The 15,359-nt window shown below is 43.4% G+C and carries 10 protein-coding genes; 5 read left to right on the plus strand and 5 right to left on the minus strand.

The genetic code is table 11. From position 1 onward, the window contains the following. Positions 1 to 44 precede the first annotated feature (44 nt). The 3 genes from PLE34_RS15375 to PLE34_RS15385 all read left to right on the plus strand — a co-directional run bounded on the left by PLE34_RS15375 (position 45) and on the right by PLE34_RS15385 (position 2,567). Positions 45 to 1,508, plus strand: coding sequence for a glycoside hydrolase family 28 protein (locus PLE34_RS15375; protein ID WP_324558377.1), 1,464 nt, complete (start codon positions 45 to 47; stop codon positions 1,506 to 1,508). Positions 1,509 to 1,629: 121 nt separating this feature from the next. Continuing rightward, positions 1,630 to 1,947: a DUF3817 domain-containing protein gene (locus PLE34_RS15380; protein WP_324558378.1), complete on the plus strand. Its 318-nt coding sequence runs from the start codon at positions 1,630 to 1,632 to the stop codon at positions 1,945 to 1,947. 98 nt (positions 1,948 to 2,045) lie between these two features. After that, complete coding sequence (locus tag PLE34_RS15385; RefSeq protein WP_324558379.1) at positions 2,046 to 2,567, plus strand: flavodoxin domain-containing protein; 522 nt, start codon at positions 2,046 to 2,048, stop codon at positions 2,565 to 2,567. Positions 2,568 to 2,658: 91 nt separating this feature from the next. Here PLE34_RS15385 and PLE34_RS15390 read toward each other — a convergent pair whose 3' ends face one another. Continuing rightward, positions 2,659 to 2,988 (minus strand): MmcQ/YjbR family DNA-binding protein, encoded by a 330-nt coding sequence (locus PLE34_RS15390; RefSeq protein WP_324558380.1) that lies wholly within the window; start codon positions 2,986 to 2,988, stop codon positions 2,659 to 2,661. Positions 2,989 to 3,202: 214 nt separating this feature from the next. Here PLE34_RS15390 and PLE34_RS15395 point away from each other — a divergent pair, with 214 nt between their 5' ends. Next, on the plus strand, positions 3,203 to 5,083 hold the full coding sequence (locus PLE34_RS15395; RefSeq protein WP_324558382.1) for a six-hairpin glycosidase: 1,881 nt from the start codon (positions 3,203 to 3,205) through the stop codon (positions 5,081 to 5,083). A gap of 95 nt (positions 5,084 to 5,178) precedes the next feature. Here PLE34_RS15395 and tamL read toward each other — a convergent pair whose 3' ends face one another. From tamL to PLE34_RS15410, 3 genes are all read right to left on the minus strand, one after another. Then, positions 5,179 to 7,479 (minus strand): translocation and assembly module lipoprotein TamL, encoded by a 2,301-nt coding sequence (gene tamL / locus PLE34_RS15400; protein ID WP_324558384.1) that lies wholly within the window; start codon positions 7,477 to 7,479, stop codon positions 5,179 to 5,181. 1 nt (position 7,480) lies between these two features. Further along, on the minus strand, positions 7,481 to 12,586 hold the full coding sequence (locus PLE34_RS15405; protein WP_324558386.1) for a translocation/assembly module TamB domain-containing protein: 5,106 nt from the start codon (positions 12,584 to 12,586) through the stop codon (positions 7,481 to 7,483). A gap of 442 nt (positions 12,587 to 13,028) precedes the next feature. After that, entirely contained in the window at positions 13,029 to 13,727 is a 699-nt protein-coding gene (locus PLE34_RS15410; RefSeq protein WP_324558387.1) for a 3-keto-disaccharide hydrolase, read from the minus strand. A 177-nt stretch (positions 13,728 to 13,904) separates the two neighbouring features. Between PLE34_RS15410 and PLE34_RS15415 the strand changes: the two genes are divergently transcribed. Continuing rightward, positions 13,905 to 14,201, plus strand: a complete 297-nt coding sequence (locus PLE34_RS15415) for a hypothetical protein (RefSeq protein ID WP_324558388.1) — start codon at positions 13,905 to 13,907, stop codon at positions 14,199 to 14,201. Positions 14,202 to 14,211: 10 nt separating this feature from the next. On the opposite strand, the gene PLE34_RS15420 is transcribed toward PLE34_RS15415, so the two are convergent. Continuing rightward, on the minus strand, positions 14,212 to 15,321 hold the full coding sequence (locus tag PLE34_RS15420; RefSeq protein ID WP_324558390.1) for a family 20 glycosylhydrolase: 1,110 nt from the start codon (positions 15,319 to 15,321) through the stop codon (positions 14,212 to 14,214). Between the last annotated feature and the right edge of the window lie 38 nt (positions 15,322 to 15,359).

Below are 15,359 nucleotides of genomic sequence, written 5' to 3' on the forward strand. Positions count from 1 at the left end.
ATCCGGAAGGATAATTGTGGCAGCCATAATTTAAAAAAATGATCATGCACAAAAAAAAATACCTGTTTATACTGCTGCTCTCTCTGCCTTTCACTATCGTTTCGGGTAAAGATTACCCGGCCTCATTGTTTAATATTTATTCGGATGGCGTAACATTGAATACCCGGTCTATTCAATATGCGCTTAACTATATTCACGATAACGGGGGCGGCCGGCTGGTTTTTCATGTGGGCAGATACCTCACGGGATCAGTTTACCTGCGGTCTAATGTGTCTATAGAGCTGAAAGAAGGCGCCGGGTTGATTGGCGCATTAAACCCCTGGGAATACGACAGGAAAGGCTGGACGGCTTTGCTGTTTGGATTAGACCAGGAAAATATTGCCATTACAGGGAAGGGGTATATTGACGGGCAGGGGCGCGAGGTAGCCCGCAATTTCGTAGATGTCATCCATCGCGGAATTTATAAAGATGGCTTCCGCTATGATCGGCCAGAAGCAGAAGCCAGACCGATGATCTTTTACCTGAAAGGATGTAAAGATATACTCATACGCGGCATTACGATCAAAAATTCATCGAGCTGGGTACAAACCTACGACCAGTGCACCGATCTTTGGTTAGACAGCATTTACGTAGACAGTAAAGCGTATTGGAACAACGATGGCATTGATATCGTGGATTGCAACGGGGTAAAAATTACTAATTCTTATATTGATGCGTCTGATGACGGTATATGTCTTAAATCGCACGATGCTTCAAAAGTTTGTAAAAATGTTGAGATAATCAATAATACGATACGATCCAGCGCAAATGGCATCAAGTTCGGAACGGCTTCATATGGCGGGTTCAGTAATGTGAGGATCATGAATAATAAAGTGTATAACACCTACCGCTCGGCGATTACTTTTGCAGCCGTGGATGGCGGTTTTGTGGAAGATATAATTGTTGACAGCCTGCAGGCCTTCAATACGGGAAATGCGGTCTTTCTTCGTATAGGAGAACGTGTGCCGGGTAAAAAAGGACGCATGGAGCATATACGGATATCAAACCTGTATGCCGAAATTGCTGCTACCAAACCCGATGCAGGATATGAATACGAAGGACCGGTAGAAGATATGCCGCGTAATATTTCGCCGTCATCTTTTGCAGGGCTTCCGGATGCGTTTATCCGCCATGTGGAAATGAGGAATATTGAGATCAGGTATCCCGGAGGAGGAGATCCTCATTTTGCAGCGGTTCCCCTTAATGCTTTGAACAAAATTCCTGAAAAAGCCACAGCTTACCCTGAGTTTTCCATGTTTGGCGAGTTGCCGGCCTGGGGATTTTTCTTTAAGCATGTGGAGGATGTTCGTATTGAGAACATGCTTCTTTCCGTGAAAAAAAAGGATTTTCGTACTGCCATTGTTATTGATAACGGGCATGATATAACGATCAGTAAGCTGGTTGTGAAAGAGCCGGCGAAAAAGGTGCCGGTATTTTCAAACAGATCCACACGGGTTGTTATTAAATGATTAACGCCCGGTTCGTGTCTCCGCGAAACGGTAGCTGGGAAAACAGGCCGGTTTTAAATTGGTTCTTGCTTTCATCCCGGGCTTTGCGTGAAATCTTTATATCTTTCCAAAAATTTCAGGCATGAATAATTCTTTTTGGGATTCAACATTAGGCAGGTTCAGGTTAGTAGCAATAGTGGAAGGTATATCCTACCTTATTTTATTGGGCATAGCTATGCCCTTAAAGTATTTTGCAGGACTTCCGGAAGCGGTAAAGTATACAGGCTGGGCGCATGGTGTACTGTTTGTTTTATATATGGTCTTATTACTAAAAGTATGGATACAGTACCGGTGGAGCTTTGGTAAAGTAGTGCTGGCATTTATTGCTTCTCTTTTGCCTTTCGGCACATTTGTGCTGGACAGCAAATTAAAAAAGGAACAACAGGCAGCTAATGCTTAGTACGGGTTTCGGGTGATTTTTATCAGGAAAACCACTGCACTATATCATAGTTTTCAGCGCCGCATCTTAATAGTTTTATGCCGTTTTAAAATACTATTATGAAAAGCGTTATCATTTATAAGGGCAAATACGGAGCCACACGCCAGTATGCCGAATGGCTGGGCACTGCACTTCATCTGCCACTTAAAACACAGGAAGAGCTGCAGGAGGCGGATATTAAAGCATACGATTTTATTATAGTGGGCAGTTCCGTGTATATCGGCAAGCTGCTCATCCGCGAATGGATAAAGCAATATGCCGGTGTTTTAAAAAATAAAAAGGTAGTGCTGTTTGTAGTTTGCGGCAGCAATAACCCTAAAGACCGGGAAAAGATCATAAAGCAAAATGTTCCTGACGGGCTTGTTGACCCCTCCCATATTTTTTTCCTGCCCGGACGGTTGATACAAAGTAAGCTGTCATGGAAAGATAAGTTTATGCTTAAAGTGGGCGCTATGCTGGTAAAAGATCCTGAGGCTAAGAAATTCATGCTGCAGGACAGGGATAATGTAAAGGAAGAAAACATTAGCGCGATGATCAGCAAAATTGAAACCTTACTTGCAGCGGATAACATTTCTTTCTAACGCGAAGCAGTAAGGGTATAGGTGTTACATTTTTTTCTTCCTCTTCATCGCTGTACGATGTCTCAGACTTCGAGATACAAATCCGTATCACTCAACGCTTCTTCTTTTTCTTCACCAGTTTATACGAATCATCAATCCATTCTTTTAATATTCCGGATGAAACCGATCCGTCTACAATGATGGTATTCCAATGCTTCTTGTTCATGTGGTAACCGGGTAATACACAGGAATATGCTGCCCTGAGCTCCTCTGCTTTATCCGGATCGCATTTTACATTGAACTGAGTGTGTTCTGTATCTAAGGAAAGTAATAAAAATATTTTTCCATCTGTTTTGAACACTACGGTATCGGGGCCGAAGGGGAGTGATTCTTCAGCGTCTTCTTTCAATAAGCAGTATTCCCGTATTTGTTCAACGTTCATGTGGTATATTTTTCAACGGTCAAAATTAAAACTTTTATTCACGCAGCGTACACTGCGTGAAACCTGTAACCCTTAGCCACGAAACCCAAACCGAAAGATTAACGACAGGTATATTATGCAGTATAAATCGAAATAGAATTTCTCTATAGAAATTAGAATAAGATTCAGCATAGGGGTGCTGTTTTATATAGTTGAATACCTTAATTTCATCACTATGTTTTGTTCAACCCACAGCAAAATTATTTGTGCCATATGCATGGTGGTTATTTTACTACCTGCATATTTGTTTGCCCAAACCGGCAGCGCCTCCGAGCCCGTTCGATATGTGGGCGGTGTAACCATTGATCCATCGGTGCATGAAGGCCGGCTGCGGTGGGCGGTGGGAGCGGAGAGCATACAGGTAATGCGTGCCAACAGAGCACATGGCGGAATAGACGGCGATTCGGGCTGGACTTACAATCATGCGCCTAACCTGGCCTACCGGAACGGGAAATTTTACCTGCAGTATCTCAGCAACCCGGTTGATGAGCATATTGCACCGGGACAAACACTGCTCATTACTTCTGCCGATGGACGCAACTGGGAAAAACCACGCATTTTATTTGCACCTTACCAGCCGCCGGCGGGGGTAAAAATTCCGCAAGGATATCATGGCTATATGATGCACCAGCGCATGGGATTTTACGTGGCGCCAAACGGGCGCTTACTCACCCTGGCTTTTTACGGGCATACGGAAGACCCTTTCCAGGAAGGTGGCATTGGCAGGGTAGTGCGAGAGATATACAAAGACGGCAGTTTCGGTCCTGTATATTTTATCCGCTATGAGTCGCATGCCCAATGGAATGAAACCAATACCAGCTTCCCTTTTTATACCCAATCAAAAGATACCGGCTTTGTAGCCGCCTGCAAAGCATTGCTGAACAATAAATTAATGATATTACAGTGGAAGGATGAGGATGATGGTAAGGATACTTTATATGCTGAAAATAAAAATGATGATCATCTTTCCGCGCTGTCTTATTTTCATCGTAAGGACGGCAAAGTAGTAATGCTCTGGAAAAAATCGAAAGCCGCTTTATCGGATGATGAAGGTGCTACATTTTCTACACCTGTGAAAGTGTCTACACTCTTAATGTCGGGCGGTAAAAACTGGGGGCAAAGTACAGAAGATGGCAGGTATGCCATGTGCTATAACCCGATAGACAACTCTGAATACCGTTATCCTTTAATCATAGTGACAAGCGATGACGGGATCATTTTTGATGATATGCTGCTGGTACAGGGTGAAGTGCCGCCCAGGCGTTTTTTTGGCAGGTGGAAAGATTTCGGCCCCTGCTATACAAGAGGGATAATAGAAGGCAATGGTAACCCGCCGGGCAACGATATGTGGATCACATACAGCATGAATAAGGAAGACATGTGGGTTACACGCGTGCCCGTACCCGTTACTTACAGTGTAAACACCCCTGTAAATGATAATTTTAATTCCTTTGTTGCGGGGAAAGCAATTCCCAACTGGAATATCTATTCACCACAATGGGCGCCCGTTGCAGTAGCGGATTTTCCGGATACAAGAAATAAAAGCCTGCAGCTAACGGATGAAGATCCTTATGACTATGCCCGGGCAATACGGGTTTTTAAAGAAACCACTAAGGCTGATCTGCAGTTCAGGGTATATGCCGGGCAAAGTGATCATGGCGAGCTGTCTGTTGATGTAAGCGACCGCTATGGCAATCGCCCGGTACGGATCAGCTTTAACAGTAAGGGAGAAATTGAAGTAACGAATGGCAGTAAAAGTATTATAATCCAAAAATACGGGCACGGCACTTGGTATGATTTCCGGCTTATCATCAATGCTGGTCTGAGCGGATCATTCGATCTTTTGCTGAACGGTAAAAAAGTACTATCACGGGCAGCATTAGCCGAAGCAGTAAAATCGGTAGAGCGCATCTCTTTCAGAACAGGGCCTTACAGGGATATTCCCAACCGCAGAACGCCCAATGAAGAACCTGAGCCTCCGTTGCCCGGCGCCGATGAAAAAGTTGCTAAAGCGGTGTATTATGTGGATGATGTGGTGGTGAATGGTGAAAAGTGAATGGTGAGTGGAGAATAATTTATTGTTTTACGTTTATCGTCTCACATTTATCGTTTCACGAGCTGCAATACAGATATAATTTGCCTGACGCAACACTAAAATGGATATCCTATTCCCAAATTAAAAATAAGGTTATCCCTTCGCCATGTGCTGCTGCCCAAATCCACCTGATCTATTACCCATCTTTCAGCTTCCGGCAGCCAGGGTTTACGCAAAGGGAATGCCACATCGAGCCGCAGTACAAGAAAGGATACATCAAACCGTAACCCCACACCTGTGCCTACACCCAGCTCTTTCATGAAGCTGTTACTAAATTGGCTTCCTGGCTTATCTGTATTTTTATGATAAAGCCAGATATTGCCCGCATCCACGAAAACAGCGCCGTGTACTATGCTGAATAATTTAGCCCTTAACTCTGTATTGAATTCCAGCTTAATATCGCCCGACTGATCGGGAATAAAATTCATGGTATTCATGTCTTTATAGGTGCCAGGACCCAGTGAACGGCTGCGGAACGCGCGGATACTGTTGTTGCCGCCCACAAAAAACTGTTTGATAAAGGGAAGCTCTGATGAATTACCGTAAGGATAACCAAAGCCAACGATCAAACGGTTTGCCCATGTATTTTTTGAAGAAAGCTTCACGTAATACCGGAGATCGGTTTCGAGTTTAACATACTGTGAAAACTGCGCTCCAAAAATGGTTTTAGGTTTTCCGTTCAGTGTATTGGCGCCGGTAATTAAACCTGCGATATTTCCTGAAAAATCAGCATTGCCATTAAAGTAAAGTCCTTTTAAACCATTGTTGCCTGTTAGTTCATTGTAATTGTAATTATAATTGGAGCCAATGATAAACTGCTTTTCAATGGCTTTTTGCAGGGAGGGATTATTGGCGGCATTGCTTTCGTACAAGGGGGTAACGCGTATGGGTTGCACGTAATTAATAGCTATGGGGTTAAACTGATGTTCTTTGCTGGCTGTTTCTTTCCAGGCATAACCAAACTCACCCCTGAAGGAATTCATGGTATATAGCTTTTCTTTGGTTAAAATATCATAGGCCACGAGTATGTTGGTTTTAGGTACAAAACCGCTACGGGTATCCAAAGTAACAAAAGGGATAAGAAACCGTGGAAAAGTAAGTTGGGCTTCTAATCCGCCTCTATAGGTATTAAAACCTTTTAATTGTCCGCTGTACTGTATCTCAAAACCGGCAGTAGCATTAACGGAAAGCAATTCACCGCCCCTGAATGTATTGCGGTTACGCCAGCCAATGGTAATGCCGGAGCCGGTAAGGTTATTTGATTTGGTATTGGCATTAATATCTGCCCGCAGCGATTTTTTGGGTAGCGAAGTGAGGTAATAGTAAACGTCTAATTTGGCTGAGTCGGGATCTTCAACAGGCTCAAACCTGTTCTTTACAAATTTAAATACCCCCAGGTTTACTAACCTGCTGATGCTCTGGTTGTGATCTTTACGGTTATATACATCCCCGGGGTTAAATTGCATGGATTGCGCGAACATCAACGGCTTGTATGTTTTACCTTTATCTACAACATAATAGCCTTTGTAAAATGCTGCATCACTTTTCAGCGTATCGGCTTTTTGAGCGCTAAGCCTGTAGCCGGGAAAAATGTATACGTCATTAATCGTATATGCTTTTCTTGCTCTTTGCGGAGTGCCCGGCTTAATTTTTACCTGCAGGTTTACCGTATTATTGCCGATTGTACTGTCGGCCTGTATAATAAGGTAATCCGGATCGAAGTAATAAAACCCTTTCTCTTTCAGCTCGGCGTCTATCCGTTCCCGTTCTGCTTTAACGGTCTCAAGGTTAAACGGATCACCGGTTTTAAGCAGCGTTTTACCGGATGACACGTTTATTGTTTTTTGTAAAACGGCACTGTCTTTATCGAACACCACTTCATTAATGATATAGCGGTTGCCCGTTTGAACGGTATACACCACCCTGGTTTTTTTATTTTTCAGTATTGAGTCCCCCTGTACAACAGCTTTAAAATATCCCCTGTTTTCCAATGTGCTTTGTAAAACTTTTACATTCCATTCCAGGTTAACATCACCGGCGAGTACGGGAGGTTCACCCACTTTATATTTCAGCCAGCCTCCTATTGATTTTTCTTTTTTGGGATTGCCGGCCAGGTTGTACATCCATAGTTTAAAAGGCATTCCCAATATTGTTTTATTGGGCAATGGCCTGGTGAGGGCTTCCAGTTCGGCTTTTATCTTCTTTTTTTCTTTGTTACGTGGCGCCGGGTCTTCTATTTTTATTGTAGCGCCGGTATATAAGGCTTCACCGGCAGGAAGCTTACGGGTACTGCTGCAACCTGCCAGCAAACAAACAGTTACCCATACTATAATAATATGAATGATCCTTTTCTTCATTTTATTGGTTTGCAGGGTTTGTGTTTTCCGGTGGATTGTTTTTTTGTTCCTGCCGTTCGGTTTTTTTTCTTTCCCTGTCTTTTCTGCGCTGCTCCTGCGTTTTTCTTTTTTTGAAGATATCCCTGAAGCGGTTATAGTCCACCGTAATAATAAAGCCTATGCCTGTCTCCACAATGTAACCGTCTATCACGCCCTGGTAATCGTTTTTCCGGTACCCTCTCAGCATATACCTGCCGTCTTCGCTTAAACGGTAATCCAGCGCTACATTACCCGCTATATTGCTGGCCCGCTGGTTGGCGTTCTGAGGACCTTCGATCTCAAAATTGCTGCCAACGGTAACGGTCAGGCGATCATTCAGCAGTTTTTTGGATAAGCCCACATTCAGGTCGGTACGGCTTTGCCTTTCCCCTGTAGTATAATCATCGGAAGCAGCAATATCGAAGTTCAGGTCAACGCCTTTTACCAGGTCGGCTGCCAGTTGATTGAGCTGTTCGGTCATGAGCTTGCTTACGCTTTGCCTTACCAGTGCAGATGTGCTGGTATTTCCACTGCTGCTGAAAGGATCTTCTGCCACAAAACGGTTTAGCAGCAATAAGGCAAAAACCTGTTTATTCATTTCCGCTTCTTCCTGCCGCAGGATGTCGAGCTTCGTTCTTACATTGGCCAAAATATCGTTTGATACACCGTAATTTTTATTATCCGGAAGAATAATATCAAAACTAATATTAGGCTTTAGCAATTTACCCGTCATGGTAAGCATTACGTCAAAAGGAAGCTTCTGCAGGTAAGTATTTCTTTGCGCTGAGCTTACATCTTCACCCAATTGATTCTTTACCAGGTCGAGCGGAGCTGTATTGGCGGTATATTTCGCGGTAATGTCTACATTGGCATCCGTTGGCTCTCCTTCCCAGGTAATTTTGCTTCCCTTTACAATATCAAATTTGCGGTGAAGAAAATTGAAGGTAAGATCATAGCTGCCTTCTTCCATTTCATAGGTTCCGGCAAGCGTTATTTTTCCGCTGGGATCTACACCTGCACTCAATTGCGCATCGCCCCTCACATTCAGAAAATCGCCGTTGCCTTCATCAACCACCAGCGTAAAATCTGCGGCTTTATCTATTTCAATATTTACCGAAACGTCCATTCCCTGCAGCGATGATGTATTCAGTGAATCATAGGAAGCCAAAAAAAGAGAATCATTTTGCGGTGCATCTTTATCAACAAAAACCACAATGCCTTCCCGGTCTGCCACTCCCGGCTCATTTTGGGGAAGGACGATGGTCATTTTTGTTTTTTCGTTTACTTTCAGGCTTCCATCAATTACAGGCGCTGTTTCCGTTCCCTTTACTGTGAGGTTGGTATTGAAATACAGTTGCCCATAAAATAATTTATTGTCTTTTTTAGTGCTGTTCAATGCCCTGAAATTATCCGCTCTTATTGTAAGGTCAAAATTGTAGTTCAAAAAGTTGCCGGTGGCGGCAGTGCCGTCAAGGATCAGTGCATTGCGGGCTGAGTCTCTGATCTCAAAGCGATCGAAAACAATACCCTGGCTGGTTACCGATAACTTTTCCTGGTCAATAGCAAATATGTTATTGAGCATGCTCAGGTTGAATGCTGTTTTGTTGAAAAGCAATTCACCGTTTACAGCAGGCTGATCTGTTGTGCCCGTTATTTTAAATGCCCCGTTTATAAACCCGGAAGCATCACGTAGTGCACCCGCCGAAAACGCCTGTGCGGTAGTAAGCGGCAGCTTCCGTATGTTGAGGCTGAGATCTATAGCTTTATTGTTAGCATAATAATTGCCACTGAGTTGTACATCATTATCGTTGCCGGTTATGGTTACATCGGCATTGTAGGTATCTGCTACTTTATTGTTGACCAGCATTTTTACATTCCCTATCGTATCTTTTTTGATACTCAGTTCATTTATAGAAAGATCACCAACAAACACAGGCTGCTGTGTGAGATTGCTAACGGTAATTTTACCGTTCAGTGTGCCGTCTGCTAATGTGGAATCGGGTTGCACAAAGCCGGTGAGGGTGGCAATGCTAAAATTGGAAAAGCCGATTTCCATCGGGGCATTTGCTGCTTCGGAAAGGCTATTGATGCTCAGTTGCTGCTTATCCTGGTTTAAAACAAAATTTTCCGCATGCACTCCTTCATCAGCTACTGTAATTTTATTATCTGCTGCTATTGTCCAGTCCTTATAATTCAGCAACAGGTCCGCGGGCTTTATCGAAAACCGGTAACCTCCATTTTGTGATTGCTGTAATAGTCCTTTCACGTTATATCTTTCGTTGTCGGCTTTGTCTTTTATATTCAATGCATAATCAATGGTATTGTTCGCTACCGAAGCGGTGATATTGGTTTTATGCAGGGCGAGGCTTTTTCCAATAACTATATTTTCTACATCAGCGTGTATGTTTATGGCACTGTCTGTGGTAGCGGCGTTTAGCTGCAGCTCATCTATTTGATTGGCGCCAATATGTACAGCAGGTGCAGCCAGCGATGCATTCCAGCCTTCATTGGTTGTGAACCTGCTTTTCAGCACTACGGAATCCATTCTTTCGAGCTGCGGTACAAAAGCCTTAAGCGCCGGCCCGTTTATAATATTTGCATTAATGGTAAAATCATAAGGCTCCGTTTTTTTTGCTGAATCCGTAGCAGCCATAGCGAAATAAGGTTGTATAGCATCTTGGAAAATGCTGCCCAGCTCGGTGAGCTTATACCGGCCAAGCAACCGGGCGTTCACCACATCACTGTTCAACTGTATATATCTTGCGCTGTCATTTGTGCCTGCCAGTAATTGAATGGTATCCATTTGCACTCTTTGCTGGTTATACACCAGCAATGATTGAAGGATGAACAATGTACCGTCAAGACTATCGGGATTTGTATTTTTAAAATCGCCCTGTACATTACCACGGTAGATCAGCTCATCGCCGGTTAAATGCAGGGCCTGCATTTTAATACTGTCAATGGTTGCATTCAATTGTACAGACGGGTATGCTTTTGAAAGATCGGCCATAGCATCCGCAGCAAAATGAATATTGGGGTCAGCAATATCAGCATGTACTGTTGCCTGCTGATTGGCTATTGTTCCCTTCAAATTCAAATCGCGGTATTCATATTGTTTAAGGATGGCCGACTTTATTTTTCCGGTAAGAGCAGCGTTGGCTGTTTTGGGGTCATAACCATTTCCTTTAATGTGGAAATCGGCAGATACCGGTCCAAGATTTTCCTTATCCTGTAAAATGGTTCCCAGATCGAGCGATGTTGTATTCAATTGAAGGTCGTAAACGGATTTGTTGGGGTCGGCAATTTGTTCCATTGTTCCTTCTAATGAAGCATTACCCAGGCTGGTTTTCAGTAACAGGTTGGTAGTAAGCTTCCCTGTATTTCCATTGAGTTTGCCGGATATATTCATTTGAGAAGGCAGGGTAATGTTTTGAGGCAGGGTTCCTGCAGGAACGAATAATGCCATGTCTGTTTGCGAACTGCTGATATTTTTGATGGAAAGATCGGCGCCCAGTTTATTCATATCAGGTAAACCCCTTAATTGTCCGCTGATGTCAATCCGCGTATCTTTCAATCCGCTGATCTGTAGAACTGGTACCTGCAGATCAGCAATGCGGCCGCTCATGCGGCTATTGATCAGCCATATAGCATTGGGGTCGGTAAAGGCTGGCTGTGAACGCAGGGAAGGCATGAAACATAATATATCTTTTACCTGTATTTTGCTGTTTTGCAGATCTAAGTTTAATTGCATGCGGCCGATATCCTTTTGTAATGCGCCTATGGAATCATATTGTATAGCAATATTCCGTTTCAATTCTGTTCCGGGTGTTTTTAAATAAAGCTCTTTTAAATAAGCCTGCCTGTTTGAATAAAGGAAATCTGTTTTCAACTGGTTCAATACAAAACCGCTTTGCTCGGTGAACATTGCTTTTGTGATACTGCCGCCGACGGAATCGCTGCTGTATAACAGATCGCTGACATGTAAAGACAATGCTCCGGTTTTCAGGTGCATATAGTCCATTCCGCTTTGCTGTTGGGGACTGTTGTCATCATCAAACCGCAGGTTAGTATTGTCTAATTGCAGGCTGGCCATCTGTATGCGCCAGCCGGCTTCGGCCTGGGCGTTTACTTCCTGCCGGGTTTCTTTTTTAACTATTCCTGCTCCTTCTTTTTTGCCCAGTCGAAGAACGGCCGTTGTACTGTCTAATAAAAGTGTATTGAGACTGATGATGCGTTGTGCGGGGTCAATTTTTTGCGGTTGAATATGCAGGGCTCCCAGGTTTAGCTGCGTATACAAAGCAGAAACATTATTGCGGTAATCAAGGTTGATGTTTTGAATATCTATATCGTCCAGATCTAGCTGTACATTAACAGGCGCTTTCGCATCTGCTACATCTTCTTCCGCAGGTTCTGCCTCAAGCAATGGTTTTGACTGGTACACCCGTGCGGTTAACCCCTGCAATGTAAGCGGCGCAATGCTGAACTGCATTTTTTCAAGGTCGAATGTTTCCAGCCTGGTGTCAAAATGTTCTAAATGAGCTTCCACATCATTGCCTGTAATCACATCGTTGTATACGATTCTGATATGGTTAAGCTCAACCGATCGCAAAGTAAAGGGAGTGGAGCCGGTATCTTCATCTGCAGGTTTGGCATCTGCAGAAGCAAAAGCATCAATAATAAACTGGAAGTTAAAAACGGTATCGGGCAGTTGTCGTTTAATTTTAGCCGTTATATGATCTAATTCAACAGACTGGACATCTATTCCATTCCCGGCAATGAGGTCAAACAGATCAACATTTACTTTTATGCTGCCTGCCGCAATTAAAGTGTCTTTGCCCTGGTCTTCTACATAAACATTTTCAACCACTACTTTTTTGGGAAAGCCGATGTAAATTTTGCCAATGGCAACTTTGGTCTGTAATTTTTTTTCAAGATAAGTAACCGCCTTTCCACGAATAAAATTTTGCACAGGCGGTGTAAGGATGAGCCCGGCAAGAAGCACCAGGAACAGCAGTATAAAAAGAACAGTTTTGGCTGCTATCCCTGCTATTCTTTTTCCTGTACTTTTTTTCGTTTCCTGTTGATCCATGCTATAGATACTTAGTGATTACCGGGGTATTTATTTTTTACCTAATGCCTTATCCATCAATAGAAAAAATCATGCTAATGCCTGTATACGTTGTATTTATATAGCGAATGTGGTATAAATTACCCACCACATGCTGCCTGTAGCGCAAAAATAAGGTAGTTTCCTGCGTGGGATTAAGAAAATGATAGGAGAAGTGGGGGTGTGAGGTGGGAGGTATGAGTATAAGGTGTGAATGCTGCTAATGATAGTATGATACTCCTTTTCCGCCTCACCTGAAGGCTGACTGCTGGTACCTGCAAAGAACCAAATTACAAAAAACAAGATCCAAATAAACTTCAAATCCGAAGCCATAAGCTCTAAATCCGAAGAAATACAACGGTAAACTAAAAATCATCTGCTATTGGATTCGGTTTCTGCTATTGCAGGGTTTTTCAGAAAGGGTTCATTTATCATTAACAGCCGCCGATAGTTGGGTAATAGGCGTTAATTCAACTTTTCGGAATTCCACTTCAGCACCTTCGGCCTGTAAAGCAATCTGACCTTTTTCCGCCGTACAGTTAAAACCGTCATTCACCAGGTCGCCGTTTACCCACACCCGTATGGAATTTTTTAGGCACTCTACTACCATCGTGTTCCATTCACCCAAAGGTTTTTCTGATCCGTCTGTCAGGTTGAGTATCCTTCTGTTTTTACCTTCCGTTATACCCCATTCTGCTTTTGGTCCGCGGCGTTTTTCCATATCAGGCACGGCTATATCTTCCACAATGCACCAGAAATCGCCCGCATTTTCATGCATCATTTGCACTTCAATGGATTTGGGAAACATTTTATAAAGCGACCTGGGAGTAGAAGCAAATACCAGCACACCACAATTTCCTGGTTTACCCACAAAGCGGTATTCTACCTGTAACCTGAAATTTTGGTACACGGAATCTGTGATCAAATGTCCGCCGGGAGTGCCTAAGCTAACCAGCAATCCGTTTCTTATAATAAAAGGATTTCTTGCCAGCGCATTGGTATCCATTTCCGGAACATCTATATGCCATCCGCTTAAATCACGCCCGTTAAAGAGGCTGTAGGAACCGGTTTGACACAGGGCTCCTACGGGCAGCAAAAAGATAAGGAAAAAAATAACTTTCATATGCGTTAGTGTTAAGATGGAAAGTTGATACCGGGTTTAGATTTACTGCAGACAAATGTAGGAATACTATAGCTGCTGCTAACCATTGTATTTCTCACAGGAGGTGCTTATCTTGTTCTGTATTTTGTTACTGATCCATTATAGCTCATTCCTATTATTCATCTTAACAAATGGGTTATGTACATCTTTCGTGAAATTTTCCATCTTCAGTTTGGCCGCTACCGCGATGCCAAAGCTTTATTGGATGAAGGCATGCAAAAAGGCTTATTGCTTCATCCCACCGGCACAAGGGTTTTAACCGATTTTACCGGCGAAGGTTACCGCCTGATTATTGAATTACCCTATGCCCGTTTGGCCGATTATGAAGCCGATCTGAAAAAAGAACTGGGCGGTGATCAATGGAAAAGCTGGTATGAGCAATTTAAGCCCCTGGTGTTGTTTTCAGAAAGGGAGATCATGAAACAGGTAATGTAGTATCCGCTGTTTATTGCAGCTTATTGATTTCCTGGTAAAGTACCCGGAAGCAATCCCATGGCGTATTGCCGGCTGCAGAAGCATTTTCTGTGCCGCCATAATAACCACGCAGGAATCCATCGGCGCCCGACCATACGGTTTGAACCATTCCCCGGAACCTGGAGTTCATTTCAGGTGTGGATCCATTTCTGAAGCTTACCATATCGTTTAACTGGCTCACAGCAATGGATGGATTTCGCCAGGGACAGGTAACTACGTTGAACCCTTTCATGGCAAAGTATACCGCCGTTTTATCGGGACGTTCATAATGCCAGTCGCATATCACTACACCTTTGGGGATCATATCAATTGCCTGGTGGGTATTGTTATGACTGGCTTCCCACATACCCAACCCTGTAGCATACCCGTCAATCAGCCTGTCGCCCCAGATCCATAATTTTCTTCCTGAACCGGCAAGATGGTCGTGTATACGGGTTACTTCTCCTGCAAACAGTTCCGCCTTATCTTTTCCGCCGCAGCGGGGGCACCTGGCATCGCCAATATAAAATACTTCATCCATGCCCGCATGAAAAGCATCCGTTTCAAAAGCATCGCAGATCTCATCCATCAATGCGAATACAATTTTATGAACGCCGGGATGCAGGGGGCAATAACTCTTGCAGTACAAACTGTCTGCATTGGGCCATACATATTTTTCCGGCATTTTTACATGGGGTGTTTCATCAAATTGCGGGTATACGCGCAAAAGACTGGATGTTTTGTTTGCCCAGGACTGGTGTCCGAGCAGGTTAACCTGTGGTATTACTTTTATGCCGTTCGCCCGGCAGGCGGCTACTATTTTTTTAACATCTGTTTTTGATAAAGCAATGCTGTCGCGCAATTCAGGGTGACTGGTATATTGATAATTATAATCTACACGAAGGATCAGTGTGTTTACCTTGCGGGGAGCCAGTTCCTTATTGATAAAAGTTACAAATGAATCCACACCTTTTGGCATCGGCGCCGCAATGCAAAACCCACGAACAGGTAATATACTGTCTAAAGTATTTTGAGCTAAAGCATTGCTGCTTACCATAAAAATGATCATGGAAAAAAGGAAAAGGATACTTGTTTTTTTCATAAAACCAATATACTGCATTTTTGTTGAAACAATCCGGC

Origin of the sequence: Agriterribacter sp. (assembly GCF_035445465.1) — a bacterium.
Lineage (GTDB): Bacteria > Bacteroidota > Bacteroidia > Chitinophagales > Chitinophagaceae > Agriterribacter.

Excerpts from the sequence above, each read along its gene's own strand:
- PLE34_RS15375 (WP_324558377.1), top strand. The coding sequence starts at position 45 with ATGCACAAAAAAAAATACCTGTTTATACTGCTGCTCTCTCTGCCTTTC.
- PLE34_RS15380 (WP_324558378.1), top strand. The coding sequence starts at position 1,630 with ATGAATAATTCTTTTTGGGATTCAACATTAGGCAGGTTCAGGTTAGTA.
- PLE34_RS15385 (WP_324558379.1), top strand. The coding sequence starts at position 2,046 with ATGAAAAGCGTTATCATTTATAAGGGCAAATACGGAGCCACACGCCAG.
- PLE34_RS15390 (WP_324558380.1), bottom strand. The coding sequence starts at position 2,988 with ATGAACGTTGAACAAATACGGGAATACTGCTTATTGAAAGAAGACGCT.
- PLE34_RS15395 (WP_324558382.1), top strand. The coding sequence starts at position 3,203 with ATGTTTTGTTCAACCCACAGCAAAATTATTTGTGCCATATGCATGGTG.
- tamL (WP_324558384.1), bottom strand. The coding sequence starts at position 7,479 with ATGAAGAAAAGGATCATTCATATTATTATAGTATGGGTAACTGTTTGT.
- PLE34_RS15405 (WP_324558386.1), bottom strand. The coding sequence starts at position 12,586 with ATGGATCAACAGGAAACGAAAAAAAGTACAGGAAAAAGAATAGCAGGG.
- PLE34_RS15410 (WP_324558387.1), bottom strand. The coding sequence starts at position 13,727 with ATGAAAGTTATTTTTTTCCTTATCTTTTTGCTGCCCGTAGGAGCCCTG.
- PLE34_RS15415 (WP_324558388.1), top strand. The coding sequence starts at position 13,905 with ATGTACATCTTTCGTGAAATTTTCCATCTTCAGTTTGGCCGCTACCGC.
- PLE34_RS15420 (WP_324558390.1), bottom strand. The coding sequence starts at position 15,321 with ATGAAAAAAACAAGTATCCTTTTCCTTTTTTCCATGATCATTTTTATG.